This window comes from Paenibacillus sp. FSL M8-0142, assembly GCF_038597315.1.
Classification (GTDB): Bacteria; Bacillota; Bacilli; order Paenibacillales; family Paenibacillaceae; genus Paenibacillus_AQ; species Paenibacillus_AQ lactis.
Genome location: NZ_CP152008.1, coordinates 144,883 through 163,987 on the forward strand (window position 1 = coordinate 144,883; position 19,105 = coordinate 163,987).

Annotated in this window: 17 protein-coding genes; 7 read left to right on the forward strand and 10 right to left on the reverse strand. The window is 54.6% G+C overall.

Going from position 1 to position 19,105, the window contains the following annotated elements:
• Nucleotides 1-18: 18 nt before the first annotated feature.
• From NSQ46_RS00660 to NSQ46_RS00670, 3 genes are read right to left on the reverse strand one after another with little or no spacing between them, the layout of a single operon-like run.
• Nucleotides 19-624 (reverse strand): response regulator transcription factor, encoded by a 606-nt coding sequence (locus tag NSQ46_RS00660; protein ID WP_210094091.1) that lies wholly within the window; start codon nt 622-624, stop codon nt 19-21.
• On the reverse strand, nt 621-1,742 hold the full coding sequence (locus NSQ46_RS00665; protein ID WP_210094090.1) for a sensor histidine kinase: 1,122 nt from the start codon (nt 1,740-1,742) through the stop codon (nt 621-623). The genes NSQ46_RS00660 and NSQ46_RS00665 overlap by 4 nt, the downstream gene beginning before the upstream one ends.
• Nucleotides 1,743-1,761: 19 nt before the next feature.
• Nucleotides 1,762-2,898, reverse strand: a complete 1,137-nt coding sequence (locus tag NSQ46_RS00670) for a DUF418 domain-containing protein (RefSeq protein ID WP_007129059.1) — start codon at nt 2,896-2,898, stop codon at nt 1,762-1,764.
• Nucleotides 2,899-3,114: 216 nt separating this feature from the next.
• Here NSQ46_RS00670 and NSQ46_RS00675 point away from each other — a divergent pair, with 216 nt between their 5' ends.
• From NSQ46_RS00675 to NSQ46_RS00695, 5 genes are all read left to right on the forward strand, one after another.
• Nucleotides 3,115-4,014, forward strand: a complete 900-nt coding sequence (locus NSQ46_RS00675) for a 3-hydroxyacyl-CoA dehydrogenase (RefSeq protein ID WP_210094089.1) — start codon at nt 3,115-3,117, stop codon at nt 4,012-4,014.
• A gap of 387 nt (nt 4,015-4,401) precedes the next feature.
• On the forward strand, nt 4,402-5,874 hold the full coding sequence (locus tag NSQ46_RS00680) for a YdiU family protein (protein WP_210094088.1): 1,473 nt from the start codon (nt 4,402-4,404) through the stop codon (nt 5,872-5,874).
• A gap of 392 nt (nt 5,875-6,266) precedes the next feature.
• Entirely contained in the window at nt 6,267-6,794 is a 528-nt protein-coding gene (locus NSQ46_RS00685) for a class I SAM-dependent methyltransferase (RefSeq protein ID WP_210094087.1), read from the forward strand.
• Between the two features lie 475 nt (nt 6,795-7,269).
• Nucleotides 7,270-7,731 carry a VOC family protein gene (locus NSQ46_RS00690; RefSeq protein ID WP_210094086.1) on the forward strand — a complete coding sequence of 154 codons (462 nt, stop codon included), beginning with the start codon at nt 7,270-7,272 and terminating at the stop codon, nt 7,729-7,731.
• A 149-nt stretch (nt 7,732-7,880) separates the two neighbouring features.
• On the forward strand, nt 7,881-8,414 hold the full coding sequence (locus tag NSQ46_RS00695; RefSeq protein ID WP_210094085.1) for a DinB family protein: 534 nt from the start codon (nt 7,881-7,883) through the stop codon (nt 8,412-8,414).
• Nucleotides 8,415-8,603: 189 nt separating this feature from the next.
• On the opposite strand, the gene NSQ46_RS00700 is transcribed toward NSQ46_RS00695, so the two are convergent.
• From NSQ46_RS00700 to NSQ46_RS00725, 6 genes are all read right to left on the reverse strand, one after another.
• Nucleotides 8,604-8,993, reverse strand: a complete 390-nt coding sequence (locus tag NSQ46_RS00700) for a DUF5367 family protein (protein ID WP_210094084.1) — start codon at nt 8,991-8,993, stop codon at nt 8,604-8,606.
• Nucleotides 8,994-9,010: 17 nt separating this feature from the next.
• Entirely contained in the window at nt 9,011-9,616 is a 606-nt protein-coding gene (locus NSQ46_RS00705; protein WP_251535841.1) for a TetR/AcrR family transcriptional regulator, read from the reverse strand.
• Between the two features lie 204 nt (nt 9,617-9,820).
• Nucleotides 9,821-12,991, reverse strand: coding sequence for an ATP-binding protein (locus tag NSQ46_RS00710; RefSeq protein ID WP_342576045.1), 3,171 nt, complete (start codon nt 12,989-12,991; stop codon nt 9,821-9,823).
• Between the two features lie 115 nt (nt 12,992-13,106).
• Nucleotides 13,107-14,249 (reverse strand): glycosyl hydrolase family 18 protein, encoded by a 1,143-nt coding sequence (locus tag NSQ46_RS00715; protein ID WP_007129050.1) that lies wholly within the window; start codon nt 14,247-14,249, stop codon nt 13,107-13,109.
• A 6-nt stretch (nt 14,250-14,255) separates the two neighbouring features.
• Entirely contained in the window at nt 14,256-15,347 is a 1,092-nt protein-coding gene (locus NSQ46_RS00720) for an acyltransferase family protein (protein ID WP_342576047.1), read from the reverse strand.
• Nucleotides 15,348-15,371: 24 nt separating this feature from the next.
• Complete coding sequence (locus NSQ46_RS00725; protein ID WP_342576049.1) at nt 15,372-16,724, reverse strand: glycosyltransferase; 1,353 nt, start codon at nt 16,722-16,724, stop codon at nt 15,372-15,374.
• A gap of 508 nt (nt 16,725-17,232) precedes the next feature.
• On the opposite strand from NSQ46_RS00725, the gene NSQ46_RS00730 reads away from it, so the two are divergent.
• A complete protein-coding gene (locus NSQ46_RS00730; protein WP_210094176.1) occupies nt 17,233-17,733 on the forward strand; it encodes a cupin domain-containing protein in 501 nt (166 codons plus the stop codon).
• Between the two features lie 92 nt (nt 17,734-17,825).
• Here the strand turns inward: NSQ46_RS00730 and NSQ46_RS00735 are convergent, their stop codons facing one another.
• A complete protein-coding gene (locus NSQ46_RS00735; protein WP_210094078.1) occupies nt 17,826-18,170 on the reverse strand; it encodes a DoxX family protein in 345 nt (114 codons plus the stop codon).
• A gap of 114 nt (nt 18,171-18,284) precedes the next feature.
• On the opposite strand from NSQ46_RS00735, the gene NSQ46_RS00740 reads away from it, so the two are divergent.
• Nucleotides 18,285-18,983 carry a Crp/Fnr family transcriptional regulator gene (locus NSQ46_RS00740; protein WP_342576050.1) on the forward strand — a complete coding sequence of 233 codons (699 nt, stop codon included), beginning with the start codon at nt 18,285-18,287 and terminating at the stop codon, nt 18,981-18,983.
• Nucleotides 18,984-19,105 lie beyond the last annotated feature (122 nt).

Below are 19,105 nucleotides of genomic sequence, written 5' to 3' on the forward strand. Positions count from 1 at the left end.
GCTTTTACGGCTTAACGCCTACAGCCAGCCCTTATCCTCCGCGATCGCGACCGCCTGCTGCCGGGACTCGGCGTCCAGCTTCTGAATGGCCGAAGAGAGGTAATTGCGAACCGTTCCTCGCGTCAGGAACAGAGCCTTGCTGATGTCCTCGGTCGTCATCCCTTCCTTGGTCAGGCGAAGCATTTCGATCTCCCGCTCGCTGAGCGGGTTCTCCTCCTTCATGAAGAGCGCTGCCGCCAGGTCGGTGCTGACGACCCGCTCGCCCTTCATGACCCGGCGGATGGCCTCGATCAAGTAATCGATCGGCTCGTCCTTTAGCAAATATCCCTCGACCCGCGCATCCATTGCTCTTTGCAAATAACCGGGGCGCGCGAAGGTCGTGACGATCATGATTTTGCAAGGCAAGCCGGCATGGCGTATCCTCTCGGCTAGCTCGAGCCCGCTAATATGAGGCATCTCGATGTCGAGCACGCACACATCCGGCTGATGGAGCGAGATGGCTTCCCATGCCTGTTCTCCGTCCGGCACCTCCGCCACCACCTCGATGTCGTCCTCGAACTGGAGCAATGAGGCGAATGCGCCGCGAAGCATTTTCTGGTCTTCTGCAATCACGATTCGGATCATGCGGGGTCCTCCTTTTTATGCTGGCGTAACGGGAGCATTAAAGACAAGGTGGTTCCCCCGGCTGGGGAAGCGGCAATGCTAAATGAGCCTCCCAGCATCTTCATCCGCTCCTTCATCGAAGGGATGCCGTTTCCGCCGTCCGGCTCCTTGATCCCGGTGCCGTCATCCGCAATGTGGATCTCGTAGGCTTCGTCCTTGGCCTCGATCCGGATGGTGCATCGCTTGGCGCGGCTATGCTTGATGATGTTGGTCATAGCTTCACGTACGCAGAGCGCAAGCATCGTTTCCTCCACGCTGGATAACAGCGGGGACTTCTCCGGCTTCTCGATCCTCAGCTCAATCCCTGCCGTACCCAGCAGCTTGACGGAATGCTCCAGCTCGCAGGCCAGGGAGATGAATTTCATCTCCGATACCAGCTCTCTCACTTGCTTAAGGGCCGTCCTGGAGCTGTCCAGAATCTCGCCAAGCTCCCGTTTGGCCTGGGCAGGATCCTTATCCACCCATCTCGTCGCCAGCTCGGTCTTCATCTTGATCATCATCAGGGTCTGTCCGAGCGTATCATGAAGATCTCTCGCGATCCGCTGACGCTCCTCCTGCTGGATATACATGGCGATCTGCTGGTTGGCTTCCTCCAGCTCGCCCTGCAGGCTTTTTGCTTTCTCCCGAATATAGATAATGGCCGGGTACAACGTTTGAATGATCATAACCGGCAGGTAAATGGCATTCTCCGTCTTCAGCAGCGGCTCCTGGCGGATGACGAACACCAGCAGATACGAGAGGGCAATAGCAGCACTGCCGATAGCAATCTGCCCTTTGGACCTGGACTTGCCGAGCAAGTCGGCAAAGAGGATGCCGAATAGCAGGATACCCGGCCCAATAAAGATTCCGAGCACGGTAAGCGTACCCTGGCCTGATAACACGGCTGCCAGAAGCCAGCCGCTGCGGCGCCACAATGCAATATAAAACGAAACCAGGAACAGCAGGAGCAGCAGAAGGCTGCCCCACAGTCCCGGTGCCGTATCCGAGCTTAACACCCGGTAGAATAAAAACACCGTCAGTACGAGGTCGATCAGCAGATAATTTTTGATTTGGTCTCTCGGGTACAACTTATGAAACATATCAAGCCCCCAATTCTGGCTATCTCGATTCAAAGAGGCCTATCGCTTGTTTGCGGACGGTTTCCATAGGTCCTAGCTTAAAGCCCCGAAGCCATAGGGATGAAATGCACAGCAGGACGATGCAAATCATCAGCCAGATGGCGATGATGGCTGCAGAATTCAGCTTGCCGGCGAGCCCCAAGCCCCAGCCGTAGAAGAGGAAGGAGGCGATGATGTTTTGGAGCACATAGCAGCTCAGAGACATTTTCCCGGCGTTCTCCAGGAGGCGCCACAGCCATTCCCACTTCGTATATTGTATCATTCTAGCAATGATTGCTATATAGAGGATGGACATCAGAGGAGCAAATAAATAGCGCACCGGCAGATCGAATGCGCCGCCTGGGATGAAAATGAGCAGGTTAAGCGGCAACCCGATAAACAAGCCGAGTTTAAATAGGTTCTTTCGTATCCTTTGGCCCTTTTCATCCGGGGAAAACACCCCTGCACGCATGAAACGAACCCCCAGCAGAAACAGAAATATGTTGGATGGAATCGTTAATATGGCTTCGATCCGAAGCGGAAGGAAGTTATCCAGCCGGTACCGCACCTGCTCCATCCACGTACCTTCTTGATATAGAGCAACGATACTGTCAAAGCTGCCCATCGATACCTGCCCGCTAACCGCCAGCATCAATCCCATTAAGCCGAGCAGCACAACCGCGCAGACACTGCCGATGACCGTCATCGAACGGGCGATGAGCCGGTCGCCGCCTTTTACGATAAACGCCGCTATGATTGCCGTAATCCCATAGCTCATTAAGATGTCATATTCCATAACCAGTATAAAATGCAGCAGCCCCTCCAGGAACAAAAACAGCACAGCCCACAGATAAACGCCCGGCCATGGCTTTCCCTTCCGTTTGGCCTGCCGATACTTCATTTCGAGCCCGACGCCGAACATGATCGTCAATAGTCCGAGCAGCTTCCCGTTCACAAGGAATAACACGATCATGCGAAGAAGATCATCAATTCCCCACCAGCCGGAATATTCAAAGGTTGTCATATAATTGAGGTCTCCCGCATGCGCGAAGAGCCAAATATTCGTCCCGAGTGTTCCGAGGATGGCGAATCCCCGCAAAATATCCAGCAGACGAATGCGTTCCTTTCGTTGTTCCATGGTTCTTTCCCTCTCTCCTTATCGTTCTCTCTTACAGCTTTATTGTAGATTCGGCCGGTCTGCCGCAACATTCACACCTGTAAAGAGATCCTTATGACACCTGTCATAAAGTTAGGGAAGGCTGGGGTCATCCCGAGAGATTGGGGGTATGTATTGTAATAATTGGGGGATTGTATACGGAAAAAGGGTTAACTAAGCGATAAAGGAGACATCATCATGAATTTCAAACACATTACGGTTGCCGGAAGCGGCGTATTGGGAAGTCAGATTGCCTACCAGACCGCATTCAAAGGCTTTCAGGTATCGGTATACGACATTAACGATCAGGCGCTCGAACGTGCGAAGGAGCGGATTGCGGAGCTGAAGCCGCATTACCGGCAGGATTTGGGGGCGACCCAGGAGGAAACCGATCAAGCCTTTGACCGAATCTCCTTTCACAGCGATTTAGCACAGGCCGTGGCCGAGGCGGATCTGGTCATTGAAGCGGTCCCTGAGGTGGTGTCCATCAAAACCGAATTTTACGCCAAGCTGGGACAGGCCGCTCCTGCCAAAACGGTGTTTGCCACAAACTCCTCGACGCTGCTGCCAAGCCAGTTTGCCGATTCGACCGGACGGCCGGAGCGGTTCCTGGCGCTGCATTTTGCCAATGAAATCTGGAAGAACAATACGGCTGAAGTCATGAAGCATTCAAGAACGGACATGCAGGTGTTTCAAGATGTCATTGACTTTGCTAAGGCAATCGGGATGGTGGCGCTGCCGCTCCATAAGGAGCAGCCGGGGTATATTTTGAATTCCCTCTTGGTGCCTCTGCTTGAGGCGGCCCAGCGTCTGTTAGTCCGGGAAGTGGCCGACGTCGAGACGATCGACAAAACCTGGATGGTGGCAACGGGCGCACCGCTTGGTCCGTTCGCGATCTTGGATGTCGTCGGCATCACCACAGCCTACAATATCGGACAAGCGAAGGCGGATGCGACCGGGGATGGAGAGTTCGTTCGGGTGGCGAACCTGCTGAAGACGGAGTATATCGACAAAGGAAAGCTTGGACGGGCGACCGGAGAGGGCTTCTACAAGTATCCGAATCCGAGCTTTGCGGATCCGGATTTCCTAAAGAGCTGATTAAGCGGACGTTCCCTGAAGATGGCCTGCCGAAGGAGCAGTCCTGCACGCGTCTTATGCGCGCGTGCTGCATTCGGGCTGCTCTTTCCGCATTCGGCCGCGAACAAGGCAAGGCCCGCAATTTGGCGCTAACCGATTACCGGGGAGCAGGTATGCCATGTTTGGCGAAGCAGGCGGAATAGCGTAAACTAAAGGGTAATGGCTGGGTTGATCCCTTAAGCCGTCGGCAAGGAATAATACAGGAGAGCCGGTACAATCTATAAAAGGCTGAAGTCGAAATGGATGATACATAGAAGATGTACAGCAATCATGGAACTCATTGTTGCGAGCATAAACGAAGAGCATAATCCGAGAAACGTATAATGAAAATGAAAAAGGAGACTTCCGATGACCAATGAATCAACGCCAGCTGCAGGCTGGAACTTTGACAACAGCTACGCCCGCCTGCCGGAAACGATGTTTACCCGGCTTGACCCAACGCCTGTGCGCGCTCCCGAGATCGTCATCTTCAACGAGCCGCTAGCCGCAGCGCTTGGGCTTGATGCCGAGTCGCTGCAGGCCGAAGGCGCAGCGGACGTATTCGGCGGCAACCGAGTCCCCGAGGGGGCCGAGCCCCTCGCCCAAGCTTATGCGGGGCATCAGTTCGGGCATTTCACGATGCTGGGCGACGGCCGCGCGATTCTGCTGGGCGAGCAAATCACGCCCGAGGGAAAGCGGATGGACATTCAACTTAAGGGTTCAGGCAGAACCCCATACTCTCGCGGCGGCGACGGCCGAGCTGCACTTGGCCCGATGCTGCGCGAATACATCATCAGCGAGGCGATGCACGGGCTCGGCATTCCGACTACCCGCAGTCTGGCGGTAGTGACAACCGGGGAGGAAATTTTCCGCGAAACCGAACTGCCTGGTGCCATTCTTACCCGGGTCGCGGCGAGTCATCTGCGCGTCGGCACCTTCCAGTATGCCGCGAATTGGGGGAGAGCCGGGGAGCTGCAGGCGCTTGCCGATTATACGATTCAAAGGCATTACCCCGAGGCGGAGCAGGAGGAGAACCGCTATCTGGCGCTTCTGAAGGCGGTCATTCGGCGACAGGCTTCCCTGATTGCCAAGTGGCAGCTGGTCGGGTTCATCCACGGCGTGATGAACACCGACAATATGGCGCTTAGCGGGGAGACGATCGACTACGGGCCGTGCGCCTTCATGGACGCGTATCATCTGAATACGGTGTTCAGCTCCATTGATGTGCAGGGTCGGTATGCTTACGGGAATCAGCCGCAGATCGCCGCTTGGAATCTGGCGCGTTTCGCCGAGACGCTGCTGCCGCTTCTGCAGGAGGACGAGAAGCAGGCAATCGCGACAGCCGAGGAAACGCTGGGCGATTTTGCCGAGCTGTACCATCGCCACTGGCTCGAAGGCATGAGGTCGAAGCTCGGGATCGTGAACGAGGAGGAAGAGGATGAAGAGCTCGTGAAGAGCCTTCTCCACCTCATGCAGCGACACGGAGCGGACTACACGAACACCTTCCGTGCTTTGACGCTGGGCCGGCCTGAGGAGACGGGTCTGCACGGCAGCGCCGATTTCGCACAATGGCTGGAGCTGTGGCGCGGCAGATTAGACCGGCAGGAAGCGTCCGAGGAGGAGTCGAAGCAGCGGATGCGCAGCAGCAATCCGGCGATCATCCCGCGCAACCACCGGGTGGAGGAGGCGCTGGAGGCTGCCGTGGAGTCCGGTGACTACAGTGTGCTGAAGCGTCTGGTTGCGGCCTTGGCGAATCCGTACGCTTATGTCCCCGAGCAGGACGAATATTGCACGCTGCCTCCGCAGTCAGGCCGTCCCTACAGGACCTTTTGCGGAACCTGATGCAGCCCCGATAGAGGCATGGGCTTGGTTTGTTCATCGCACACGGTTCTCCTTATGCGCACGAAGCGGGAACAGAAGGGATCAGAGTAATCCGAGCCTATCATACAGCACAGCACAACCCTGCGCCATCTGGTGCAGGGTTTATTGACGTTGGTTCTTTGTTTGGTGACGATCAGGCGCGCCGGAAACCTCCATCGGCTTTCGGGGAGCGGGAAACTGCACCGCTGATCATGAGCCATGCTTATCCTAGTAAAGCTGCCGCGCTCGGTCATCTCAGCGGTCCCGGTGCATCATTCAGGCAGCATTCTCACTTGGTCTCGTATCATGGCACACATCGCATATGCTCAAAATAAAATAAAGGAATGAGTACAAGCGAAGGAGGCGATGAACCAGTGAGAATCAATTGGCATGAGGACTTCATCCTCTTTCTGACAAGCATCGTCCGGCCCAAAGTATACGTGGAGCTGGGGCTGTACCAATGCGCGCTGTTCAACCGGGTCATTCCGTTTGCGGAAACCCTGATCGGCGTTGATCTGAACGGTGAGGCCGGTCAGCATATGCAGATGACCCCCAAGACGCGGTTCTTCCATGGAACGACACAGGCCTTTGCCCAGGAGCTGGCGGCTCGCCCGATGCAGATTGACATGCTGTTCATTGACGCCGATCACTCCAGAGAAGCCGTGCTGCAGGATTTCTATGATTTTTTCCCTTATGTGTCGCCGCACGGCCTGATCCTGCTTCATGATTCGCATCCGGGGAGCGCTGAAATGATGGACCCGACGCTATGCGGGACCGCTTATCAAGCGATCGATGAGTTATCCAAAAAGACCGATGCTTATGAGATGGTGACGATTCCAATTTCGCCGGGGCTGACGATTTGCCGCAAACGACGGCAGCAGCTATCCTGGCAGGAAATATAGCCGCCGGGGCGTACAGGTCGCTTGGCGGCTCTGCGTCTTATTTCCAACGCTTCTTGGCACGGGAAGGAGGCACGTCCCCCTCTTCTAAACGGATTGAAGAGTGACGTTCCGTTAGTAGGACGGATGTTGGGCAGATGAGATGATGGATGATCATTCGATCGATTTCTTTTCTCCGGCGGTTGGCCTTGATGCCTTCCGCCTTTTTGCGTTGACGGCTTATGCGGGCTGCTCATGTAAAAGCGGGTGGCGGCGGGGAGGGATAAGCGGCTGGCTGGCCGGGCGGGCTGAGCCCCCGCTTCGGAATTCTGGCTGGCGTGAGCCGTATTTTTGCAGGAAATCGGGAGGCGGCAGACGAATGTAATCAGAAATATGCCGAGCTATTTTTTTGGAAAGGTGTTTGGTTTTGGCTCCGGAAAGCGTTTCTTATCATGAAAGAGAATAAGAGAATAAACCCAGTGAGAGGAATGAACTGTAAATGTCGAAGGTTCAAGGAAATGCTTTAAAAGCCGTGTGTTCCATCTATGTACCGGTCCGTGACCCGCTAAAGTCGGCGGCATGGTGGCAGAATAACTTTGGGCTTGAGTATGCCGTACCTTATAATCCAGCGGAAGCTCAAGTGATTTTGAAGCTTTCCGACGGGCAATGGCTGCACTTGGTGGAAACCGAAGGCCCGCACAATAATCAGTTTCCAACGAGGGACGGATATGAAATGTTTCGGTTTACCTTTGAAGTCAGGCAGATCGAGGTGCTGTATCATAAATTGAAAGAAAATGGCGTCGTAACGGATCAGCTTCAGGACCGTCACAGCTGCGGAATCAATTTCGTATTTTATGACCCGGATGGGAATAAATTCGATGTGAATGAAGTCGTGGACCAACATCGAACCCCGGAAGAGGCCGAGAAGGTGAGAGCAGCATTATTCCATCCGGTGGGCTAGGGGTCAGTGGAAGACACCTCTGAATGTGTTCTGCATCAAAAAAAACCGCGACGGCCGCAAGATTTCGCTCCAGCAACGGTGCTCGGCGTTACATAACGGCGGTCAACCACATCATGACCATGATTTAACTTTATAGGGGGAAGGCTCTTATGAATTTCGAGTTAAATGAAGCCATTGCGCTATTGGAACGGACGCCGGCAGCGCTTGCGGCGTTGCTGTCCGGCTTGCCGGAGGGCTGGCTGACGAGCAACGAAGGGGAAGGCACCTGGAATGCTACCGAAGTGATCGATCACCTTATTGAAGGGGAGCGAACGAATTGGATGCCGAGGCTGGCGTTTATGCTGGAGGAGGGGGAGGGCAAGCCGTTCCCTCCTTTTGACCGGTTTGCCCATCTGTCCGAAGGGAAGACGGCGTCGACGGATGAACGACTGCAGACCTTTAAGGAGGCTCGGGCGCAAAGTATCGAGAAGCTGAAGACGCTGGTCCAATCGGAGCATCAGCTGGAGCTGACGGGCGTGCATCCGGCCTTCGGCGTTGTGAAGGTACGGGAATTGCTCTCGACTTGGGTGGTGCATGATCTGACGCATCTGGCCCAAATCGCCCGGGTATTAGCGGAGCGGTACCGGATGGATGTCGGCCCTTGGGTGGAATACTTGGGCATCTTGAACCGGACGGGAAAATAACGGATCGGAAAAAGACAATACGGATGCCATTCGAGAGGATGGGCATCCGTTTTTTTCGCTTGCGAAGGGAGGCGAGGCAGCCTAGCCGAGGGTGATGGCTCGGTCGATGAAGGCCGGCCGCGTCTGCCTCTGCCTTTATTCTGCCTTATTCTGACCGTCACGGCGTCCCTGTGTCCCGACATCCAGGCGTCATGGCTGATCACGACTGGGGCTGCCGCTCAACTGCCCGAGCAGTCCTCCCAGAAGAATGAGCGAATACGCCCACAGCAGCCAAACGAAGAAGAGGTGCAGATGGGCTTGTGGAAGTCCGGGGAACACCAGGTCATGAAAAGCTACGCTGAAGAGGTCCAGCAGCATCCCCGGGATCGCCACCAGCATGGCAGCCCGTGGGCGCTCTGAGGAAGAGAGCTCCCGGGCACGAAACAGCGCCCGAAGCGTCAGCAGAATCAGGGGAACGATCCCAATAAAGGACAGCCAGATGAGGGGCTGGCCGGGATCGATCAGCGCACCTCCCCAAAATCGGAACACGAATGTAGCGGCCAACCACAGCAGGAATCCTAAGCTGATCCAAAACCGCATGGCTTTGCAGCTCCTTTCTAACTTGAAGTGTTGGATGAATCGGAGGATTTCTCTATCCAGGCGGAGGCTGCCCCGATCAGCTCCGCATACACCGCTTCCGCCTCAAACTCCGGATCGAGAAGCGCCTGAAGCGCCAGGCCGTCGATAAGGGCGTTGACCATCATGGCCCGGTATTTCAGGGAGGGGCCGGACATCTCCATTTCCGGGAAGAGCCGGGCAAGGAGGCCGGCAGCATGCGTGTTCTCACGCTCGACCATGCCCTTGAGCTGGTCGCGGAGGGCATAGTTCTGCAAGCTGTGTACCACCAGCGAGAAGAACAGCGTATGATACGATTTCTCCGCGCAGCGGTCACGGGCGGCTTCCAGCACGCGGACCATCGTATCACGTCTGCTGCCATCCTGCGGATCCGACCCTGCCGTTTGCCAGGACGCATCACAGATGGAGCGGACGATTTCGAGCATGAGCTGCTCTTTGGTTTTGAAATGGTAGTAAACCGTCCCCTGCGTCACACCGGCTCCTTCGGCCACGGCCTTCAACGTCAGCTTATCGAGCCCCTTCTCTTGAATGCATTGCTGGGCTGAGGCGATCAATTCCTCTTTCGTAATCCGTTGAGGTCTTGCCAACAGACCCACCTCCAGTATAAGTTATTCAACTAACTAACTCTTTCTGAAGGTATATTATCATAATGATCCTGGATTTGGAAGATGCATATCGGGGTTATTACGTTCAAAGGCTGAAGATCAGCGCAAAAATAGCCAGGCAAGCCTCTGCTTGCCTGACCATACGCTCCGTATATAGTATCGTCTGCAATCGGAGCTTTACATCGGTTAATTCCCTGATTTCTTCTCTAGCCGGCGATGCTCCGGAATGACGAAGGACACGGACGTGCCTTCACCCGGGCGGCTGATGATGGTCAATCCTTGACCATACATTTGAATCAGCCGGCGATTCGTGTTCGGTATGCCGATCCCCCGCAGCGCCTGCCCGGCAGGGCTCAACAGCTCGGCTACCTGATCCGCCTCCATCCCGCGGCCATTGTCGATCACTTCAATCAGCACCCCTTCGGTTTGGCGCGTGATCCGAATCCGGACCATTCCGCCCTGATGCCGACGAAGAACTCCGTGCTTGACGGCGTTTTCCACCAGCGGCTGAATCGACAGCGGCGGAAGGCGCAGCTGAATCCCCGGGTCGACCTCCCATACGGCGGCTAACCGCTCGCGGAACCGTTCCTGCTCAATATACAGATAGGCTTTGACAAGCTCGAGCTCGTACGTGATATCCACCAGCTCGCCCGTGTTCAGAAAATCAAAGCTGATCCGCAAGAACGAAGCGAATGCACCCGCCAGATGCTGCATCTTCTTGGTGTCGATCTCGCTCAGCGCCATGATGGAATTCAGCGTATTGAACAGGAAATGAGGCTGAATCTGTGCCTGGAGATAGGCGGCCTCGATCCGCAAGCGCTCGCGGACCGACTGCCGGAGCATGATCAACGCCCGGATTCGGTATTTTAACTCCGTTGCATCGACAGGCTTGGTCATATAATCGTTGGCGCCCGACGCGAATCCCGTATAGATGTCCTCAGGCTGACTACGGGCGGTAAGCAGCAGAATCGGCAGCTCCGCTACCGAGTAATGCTCCCGGACGCGCTGCGTCAATTCATAGCCGGACATTTGAGGCATCATCACATCCGCGATGAGCAGATCCCATGTCCGCATTCCCAGGAGCTCCAACACTTCCAGCCCTGAAACGGCTGTAGTAATGTGGTACGGCTCTGAGGAAAGGATGCCCAGCAGCACCTTCAGGTTAACCGGGTCATCATCGACGGCTAGAATGCTGGCCTTGCCGTCGTTACCCAGCGACGGATCGACGGGAGGCGGCAGCGGCTCGTGGATGCCTCTGTCGGCTGACGGGAGGGAGGCGGGTTCAGCTCCGCTTGTCTCCGTTGCCTCGGATGCCTCGTGTCCCGTAGACGCCGCCATTTCCCCGGACGGCTTGGAAAGCCTCGCCTCGCTTGCCCCTGCCTCCGCAAGCGGCAGGTTGAACGAGAAGACGGAGCCGGCACCCGGCTCGGAGCTGACGGATATCGCGCCGCCATGCAGCTCGACGAGCTGCTTGCATATGCTGAGGCCGAGTCCAAACCCCCGGCCGTCATGGACGCCGTGGGAGCCCTGCTCATAAGGAAGAAAGATTCGCTCCAGCGCTTCCGTGCTCATGCCGATTCCGGTATCGGATACCTGGATCTCGGCTTGGCCGTTCCGAACCGAGGCGGAGACCGTTACGCTTCCCTGCTCTGTATATTTGAGCGCATTATGAACCAAGTTGTACAGAATTTGCACAAGCCGCTTCTCATCGGCCATAACCGGAGGCATCGACTCCGCAATCTCCATTCGGAGCCGGACCGGCTTGCCCTCCACCATGAATTGAAGCATGGCGAATACCCCGGGAACGACCGATTGAATGCGCAAGGGCTCGGGAGCAAGCGTAATGCGGTGGTCCTTCAGCCTGGTGATATCGAGCAGGTCTTCAAGCAAATGGGACATGCGGCGGCTGATTGTAATGAGCAGCTTCATGTCTTCGACGCTGCCCTTGTTCATGTTCTCCTGTTCTTTGGAGACAACGGATTGGGCGATATTCATAATGCCGTGCAGCGGGGTTCGAAGCTCATGCGACGTGTTGGCCAGAAATTCGTCCTTAAGCTTATCGGCCTTCTGCAGCTGGATGTTCAGCTTGGCGTTCTCCTTGGCGTTGCGGATATATTTTTTGAACCAGTATGTCGAGAATCCAATAATCGCCGCAATGATATCAACCGGGTAATAGACGGTGGTAATCTCCTTGCCAGACTCCGCCAGGGTCCACAGCTGATTGGTGATAATACCGGCTGCCGTAAGCAGCAGGAATACGATGTCCTGATCGGTTTGCCGCCGGAAGATCATCGTTCCCACCAAATGGACAAGCCACGCAAGCGGAATCAGATAGAAGAACGCGAACAGCTTAAACTCCATGACACTGTGGACCCAAGATGCCGTAGAAACGACCAGGAAGCCGGTGAACAGGATGAGCCCCACTGTAAATGCCCGCAGCCAGGTTCGTCCGGAGACAGGCGAGAGGAATCGCCGGAACAAGAGCAGCATCAGCAGGTTCTGCCACAGCAGGGCGATCAGGCGGACCTTAATCCCTCCCGCGTAATCGATCGGCAGCCACAGCAGCAGGATATAATCGTTTCCGGCCAGGATCGCGATGCCCGCCGTCAGGGTCAGCAGCCCGGTCATCAGCAGTGCGGGTTCCTGCCGATTGAATGCAAACAGAATGCCGGCATAAAGGCCGTGCAGCAGCAGGACCATGAAGGTCACCAGCTGGAATCCGATCGAATACCAGCGCACATAATCGATCGACGCTGCCGACCCGAAGCGGATCGAGCGGACGATGCCGCCGTTATGCGGCTCGTCGAAATTGGCGACCTGGATGAGCAGATCGATTTCGGTCGCGCCTTCTTCGGAATAGGTGGCCGTATACGAAGCGCTCTTTGCAATATAGTTGTTCTTGTCCGCAGCCAGTTTACCGAATTCCGGTTCCGCCAGACCATTCATTTCTACGCGGGAGACCGTCTCGATTCCTTTAATCCAGATGGCGACGGGCTCCTCCAGCGGGTCGGTCAGGATGCGGAGCCGGTATGTCCCGTATCCGTAGGACGGTCCGCTCCCATCGTCATGAAGCGCGCTGCCCCAGTCTCCCGGAACCTGAACGCTGCGAAACGGCATCTCCTCCACATCCGCCCGGGATCGGAATTGAAACGGATAGAATTGCCATTCACCGTCCAAATAGAATGGGGAGGACGAATTTAAATCCACCCCGCGGAGATCGAGCACACCGTTAACGGCGCGAGGATCGTGCGAGGTGGAGAACATTTCGGACCAAGCCCATCGCAGGCCGAATAACAAGGCAAGAAATAAGATGATGATCGCAGAATATTTGAGAGCTGTTTCATTCCATTTTCGCATAATACGATAGATTTCGACATATCATGCGAGGAATCCTCTTCCCTGCTGCAAGGTCTTTGCTGAGCTGGCACCACGATCGTCTGACATTCAATCTTTACGCGGCCCGGCAATTGAACTATTCGTTCAAATGCTCGGATAAGAGCTGTACGAGCCCGTCCTCCGCATCCTGCGCATACTGCCATAACATTGCGCCTCCGAGATTCTTGCTCTTAATGTAGCGGATCTTCTCTTTCACGGCTTCCGGATCCTCGTAGCTGATGAACGTATCCCCATTGTAGAGGTAAGCGGCTTTGGCTTTGCTGTCGAAATAGCGTTTGTAGCCGTTTTTGTTCAGATAGGACCGCTTGATCTGCTTATAGCTCAAATCCGTCTTATCGATGTCGATCGGCTTGCCGGATGCAAAGAGGCCGCCCGGGCTCCCCTTCTTATCCTTCACATCCCTCCAGCCGTAGGAATACGCGGGGATGCCGAGCAGCAGCTTCCGGCTGTCGATGCCGTGATCGAGATACATGGAGACGATGCCGTCGACGCTGTGCTCGGACTTGCCTTGGCTGTCTACGTACAGATTGGCATTAAAGCCGGTCGTATCCGACCATTTGCCGGTGAGATCGTAGGTCATGACGTTGATGTAGTCGACGTATCTCTCGACCTTCTTCACCTCGACGTTGCGAAAATACCAATCCTGCGTCCCTGAGGCGAAGGTCAGCAGGTACTTCTTGTTCTTATGCGGAAGCCGGTACAGCTTCTCCCGCAGCTCCTTCATCAGGCTGGTAAAATTCTTCGTATCCTCGGGCCGGGCCTTCTGCGTATTCCAGGCATCGAAAGCCGGATACTCCCAGTCGATATCGACCCCGTCCAGCTCCAGCTCCTTGACCATGTTGACAATGCTCTCCGTGAACAAGTAACGGTTGCCGTCCAGCGAAGCATCGGAGAAGCCGTCCGCGCCGTAGCCTCCTATCGCCAGCACCATCTTCGTATGCGGATGATGCCGTTTTAGCTGCTTGATGTTTTCTTTGATCTGGCTGTCGGTTTGGCTGTCCTCGTGAAAATACAGATCGGTGCCTTTGATTTTGGCGAATGCGATAAAGGCGATGTCGACCCCCCGCTCCGACAGATTCAATGTTCGGTAATCCTGCCATGCCTCCACGTATACGGCCGTAATTCTGCGATCCTCCTTCGCGGATATCCGGTAGAAATAAAAACTCATGCCGGCAAGCAGCACAACAATAAATATTTTCGTATAGATACTGACTCTCATCTCACGTCACCCCCGACCGCCAAACAGGATATAGGTTGCCGTCTTGCTCAGGTTCAGCACCTTGACGGTGACGTAGCTGATGGCGAAGATGATGCCGATATTGATCAGAAGACTGAGGGCCGCCTCCGCCAGCGTGGCATCGACCTCGGTTCTGCCGGAGAGCATCATTTCCACCAGCAGATGAATGAGGTAGATACTGAAGCTGGCTTTGGAGATCGAGCCGATCAATTTCTGAACCTTGTGGTTCACGCTTTCGCTGAGACGGGGCTCTTTCTCCTTGAAGAAAATAAACAGGCCGACGGACATGAAGAACACGGTGATGGAGTAGTTGCCATAGAACATCTCGTCCAGCACGCCGCTGTGCATAGACGCAAAGTAGGTGGCTACCGGCGTAAGGAAGAAGGAGACGATGCCGAGGTTGTACAACAGATTCTTTGCCCTCCCCGGCAGATCGTAATGGAATAGATAATGTCCCAGGATAAAATAGCCCAGAAATCCCATGAAGAACGGAATGTTCATGATCGGGATATTGATGTATTGCTCGGTTGCACGGAATACGGCATCCGATATGAAGCGGTACGCGATGCTGACGATGAACCATAAGAGCAGATAATACCGTAAATCCCGCTCGCTGCATGATCGGATAAATTTGCTGATGAGCGGCACGGTCATGTAAATGGCGATAATGGCATACAGGAACCACAGATGCACATAGTTCCGGTCGGTGAGCAGCCGGAAGCCGAAGTCGATCACAAATTCGTAGGCGTTCATGCTGCTTCGAATAATATAGTACTGATTATACAAGCCGTAGATGAGCGACCAGGTGAGGAGGGGAATGAGCAGCGGGATAACCCGTTTGGCGTAAAATTCCCGGTAGGACCTGATGTTCGTCCGCAGCATCATCGCCCCGCTGATCATGAAGAAGACAGGCACGGCGAAGCGGGAGATGGAATTGAACCCGTTGCTGATCCACCATGCGGAGCTGTTGAAATCATTCGTGCTCGTCAGCACCTCCGCCGTATAATGCAGCACGATGACGGCAACGATGGATAGGATTCTGAGCATATCCACGTATATAATTCGGTTATTTCGTATCATGCTTTATGGCAGCCTCCCTTGATATTAGTTCGAGCCTGCGGCAATGTTCTGGCTAATGGCGACAGCGCCCTTGCGCTCGACGAAGCCCCAGCCTTCATCATTGTCGAAGTACTTAAACGTCCCGGCAATATTGATGTAGAGCAGCAAATTCCGGTATGTGACGAGCTCCCACTGGCTGAACAGGAACATGGCCACATAGTCGGCCACGCGGTAGGTGCTGCCGTATTTGCGGCATAGGTGCAGCGAAATGATGATCTGCGCCGCATTGAACAGCAGACTGATGAGCAGGAAGATGAACGCATGCAGCACATTGCCGCCCAGCATCAGTGCCTGTCCCAGGTAAAAAAGCGTGGTGAATGCGGAGAACGTGCCCAGCATAAACCCGTCGATGGCAAAAAAGAGGCTGACGCCAACGCTAAATTTGCTGGACAGCCTGGACCAATAGATCAGGATGCAGTCGATGAAGGCCTTTTGCCAGCGGATGCGCTGCTTGTAGAAGTTGCGCAGGTTCTCGGGGCATTCGGTGTAGCAGACCGCCTCCGGTGCGTACACAAGCTTTTTCCTCAGGCCGTTGGCCTTGATGTACTCATGGATTTTCAGGGTAATGTCGATATCCTCGCCTACGGTGCTGCGGAAGCCGTCCACCTGCACGAGCACAGCTTTGTGGAAGGCGCCGAATGCGCCGGAGATGACCACGATGGAATTAAAGAACGATTGCGTAAGCTTGCGCACATAGAAGCCATGCGTATAATTGATGATCTGGCTTTTGATCAAGCCCTTTCCGCGAAACCTCTCGATGATCACGCCATTTGGATCCCGCTTTGCACCCTGAACGATTTTGACCGTGCCGCCAAGCGCAATAACTTTATCGTCATGGAAATATTGATTTACATACCGCAGCGAGTCTGCCTCCAGCATGCTGTCCGCATCCAGCGTGATGACGATTTCCGAAGCTGCATAATCGATGCCGGCATTCAGCGAATCCGCCTTGCCGCCGTTGAGCTTATCGATCACAAACATGTTCGGGTACCGGTTCGAGCGGTAGAAGCCCTTCACCGTCTTGTAGGATAGCTTCTGATCGGGCCGCCTTAAATCCGCTTGCAACTCCAGCAGCTCATGAAGCACGGATAAGGTGCCGTCCTTGGAGCCATCGTTGATAATCAGGATCTCATAGCGGCTGTAGTTCAAACCGGCCATAGCATCCATGCAGTTTCGGATCGTCAGCTCTTCGTTGTAAGCCGGAACGAGCACCGAGATCGAATGCTCAGGCAGATCCGGATCGAGTCGCTTCACCTTGCTGCACCACAACGGAATGATCGTATACAAGGTCTGGAACACCAGAAATATCCCGGCAATGCCGTAGAAAAAGTACTGCAAACGTCTCTCTCCTTTCTCTTTCTCTCGATTGGATGGAACGGGTAAGCCTGCTGCTGATCGGGTCCTGCGCAATCTGCAGGTGGCTTTTCGGAATGGACCATGGGTGTATTCTTGGATGCGAGATGGACGTCAAGGGATAAAAATGGATTGCAGAGGGATAAAATAAACCAATTACATCCTTAAATTACATATAAAACCAAATGACATCTTATGTAATAAACTATCCTAGTTCATGATTCGATGTAAAATCCTGTTAAGGACCAAGAAAACGAATACATGGTATTTTTTCATGGACTGTCTTCGTCTTGGTTCTCATTTCGAGTTTTTAGGAGACTAAAGCGATTCAGCAAGATCGCAGCAGGGGAGCGGGAGCTTCATATCTCTGAAGAGGCATTCGCCAGATTATCGGCATCCGCCGATGGTCTTTGGCTGTTTACTGTTTGAGTCACGGGCCGTCCGGGTACTGGTACTACGAGTACATCAATCGTGCAGAGAGGAGCGGATGACAGTGGAGGCTCAGGTCAGATCATTCTTCGTAAGGGACGATGGAGAAGTTCCGAATCATCCGGATTTGCCGGTGATCGTGTACGAGGGCGTGTTTGCGGATCACCCGGCCGGCATAGAGGCGGCCTTCAACCGCCATCAATGGACAGGCAGCTGGACTGGAGGCGTGTACGATTACCACCATTACCACAGCAATACGCATGAAGTGCTGGGCGTGCAATCCGGCAGCGCGACGGTGCTGATCGGCGGTGATGCCGGGGAGCGGCTGTCCCTAGCAACAGGCGACGTGATCGTGCTGCCGGCCGGAACGGCGCATATGCTGCTGGACGCCAGTCCGGATTTTGCGGTGGTGGGCGCCTATCCCGGCGGAATCACGCCTAATCTGCGGGAACGGAATCCGACCGATCGGGCGCAGGCCATATCGGAGATCCGAAGCGTGCCGGTTCCGTCTATGGACCCGGTCTACGGCGAGGAAGGGCCGCTGCTGCACAAATGGGTGAAGTAGCGGGTTTTGATGATGGAATGGACGAAAGAGGCTCGGTCATCTGTTGCATGCAGACGGCCGGCCTCTTTTTCGTTAGGGGACTTGCGCGGTGATTATTGAAAAAGCAGGGTAACGGACAGCACGAGCATCAGCATTGCATTGAGGGCCATGATTGGTTTATGCTTGGCTCGAAAAAGATGGGCGTGTACCGCTCCGATCATCAGTACGGCAAACAGGGCGGCGGCATAAAATGTGTTCTCCGGCAACCAGAATGCCGTGATCATAAGCGCGACACCCGCGGCTTCCAGGCTGGCGACGGCATACATTCCCCAGAAGGGGTATCGGTACTCTGTCCAGTGCCGTACCATCGAAGGGGCGCGCAGAAATTTCAATGATGCGGAAATGACGAAGATGACGATTAATATGCCTTGGAACAGAACGGTCCATATCGGCTCCATGGGAAATCACTCCTTGTTATGAGGTGCGGCTTTTACAGCCTTCAAGGCATAGTTTATCCGGGGCAGGGCGCTGAGGGATGTAGTCTGGAATACATAGGAAAAGGATGAGGTCAGATGGAGATGGTTACGTATCTATCGAGAGTGGACTTGTTTAAGGGGCTTAGCGAGGATGAGCTGCAGCAGTTGAACCATATCACGCCGCTTGAAGCACGGCCCAGAGGAACCGTGATCGCTTCGCCTTACATGGAGCACAAGGTGCTATATATCATCAAATCCGGCAGCGTTCGCCTGTATAAGATTACGAAGGATGGGAAGGAGCTGACGCTTGATATTTTAGGGACAGGCCATCTATTCGGGGAGATTACCTCTTTTCGTTCAGGGGTCCCCTTGTTCGCGGTCACGATGGAGGACTCCGTCATATGCGAGATGGATAGCGGGCAGTTTCGCAAGGTCATCACCGAGAAGCCCGAGCTGGCCTTAAAGTACATCGAGATCGTCACCGCCAGACTGCAGGAAACCGAGGACATGCTTGAGTACATGGCTTACGGAAGTGTGCGTAAAAGACTGCTCTTCCTATTCAATAAGCTTGTGACGAAATTTAATTCAGGTCCAAGAAACGATGGGGAATGGATTCCGTTACCGGTTGAAATGACCCACCAGGAGCTGGCCAGCATGACGGGCAGCATTCGGGAGACCGTAACGCCCATCCTGAATCAGCTTGTGGACGAGGGAATCCTTCGAAAAGAAGGAAACCGCAAACCGTATTGGATCCATAGGAGCCGGCTGCAGGCTGCACTATCAGAGCCTAAGTGACAGGCAACGAGCGATAAGCTCCACGGCCGTTTCAGCTTCATTGTTGGGCGGGCTTCTCTGAACGCATACATGACTGGCACCCGGCTCCTGATGCGGGTAAGTTGAGGCAGGAACTCTATATA